The sequence below is a fragment of the Candidatus Magnetobacterium casense genome, from assembly GCF_019173545.1.
Classification (GTDB): Bacteria; Nitrospirota; Thermodesulfovibrionia; order Thermodesulfovibrionales; family Magnetobacteriaceae; genus Magnetobacterium; species Magnetobacterium cryptolimnobacter.
Map to the genome: position 1 here is coordinate 1 of NZ_JABXWD010000697.1, position 1,291 is coordinate 1,291.

Sequence of the window (1,291 nt, forward strand, 5' to 3'; positions counted from 1 at the left end):
TCTGTCAATTACACCTGTGGCGACTGGCTTGACGATTACACTTACCGGAAGATGTTTGGAATAACCGGCTCCACAGCAGGGACGCAGACCAACTATCAGATGCGAGTCACTGTCTACGCCGCCGCCGGGACGGACTCGGGGAGCAGCGTTTATACCAATTACACAACCCAAACTGACTTCGATGATGTCAGGTTCACTACTCCCTCGGGAACTTCCTTAGACTTCTGGCAGGAAAATTACACGTCAAACGTAAGTGCTTCGTTCTGTGTAGAGTGTGATAGCATCGCCGCTTCTCCATCGGTGACTCAGTTTCTGATGTATTACGGCAACTCGGCGGCCACTTCTGGGAGTAACGGAGATAATACCTTTATCTTCTTTGATGATTTTCCTGGCAGTAGTCTAAACACTTCAAAATGGGCAGGAGATACAGGATATGCGGCGGTATCTGGCGGGATAGTGACGTTTCAAAATGGTACACCAGCTTGGAGGTATATATACAGCCAAACAGCAACAGGTAGTTCAACATATGCGGTGAGGGCAAGAGCTAATATGGACGAGAGTGATGTCGCCATTGGCTCCCGTAATGCAGCTAACACACACAAGGCATACGCATACCGAAGCGGCTCTACTACATATTACCTGACAAGAGACGGAGTTACGCAAAGCACGAATACCACTAACTTTTCCATAGATGCGTATAAAACCATAGAACTGGATGTTCGTGGGGGCTTGGGGGTCTATGGCTTTGAGGATGATGTAGCCAGGAGCCCCGCTTATATGACCGTGACACCGCCCAACTCTGTTGATATGAGAGCTGACATTGCAGCAGCTGCTACTAACGGAATCAAGGTTGATTGGATTCTACTTCGTAAATATGTCTACCCCGAGCCCTCAATCAGCAGTTGGGGAAGTCAAAATACCCTTCCCGCTCCAACAGGAGTCTCGGCCACAGACGGAACGTATACGGATAAGGTAATAGTCTCGTGGACGGAACCGTGCGGAGCTTCAGGATATTACCTCTATCGTGGGGGAACGTATGTGACTTCCGTGGCCGCCGGGACGGTATCCTATAACGATACGGGAGCGACAGCAGGGACGGTTGACTGTGGAACGCCATTTGGCACTCCTAATATCGGGTATGTGTCCCTGACGACGGTTGGCGAACAGGCCATTAACGCCTCGCCTGTGGCGTATACTCTGAAGTCCTATGCGGGAACGGCGAATAGCACATCAAGCTCCTCTAATACAGGATTTAGAAGCGTTGGGGCGCTGTCTTACCAGTGGAAGTATT

1 protein-coding gene is annotated in these 1,291 nt (G+C 50.2%); it reads left to right on the top strand.

All coding sequences use genetic code 11. The annotated features are described in order from the left end of the window. A partial coding sequence (locus tag HWQ67_RS18835; protein ID WP_218254233.1) for a DUF2341 domain-containing protein occupies window positions 1-1,291 on the top strand: 1,291 nt, incomplete at both ends.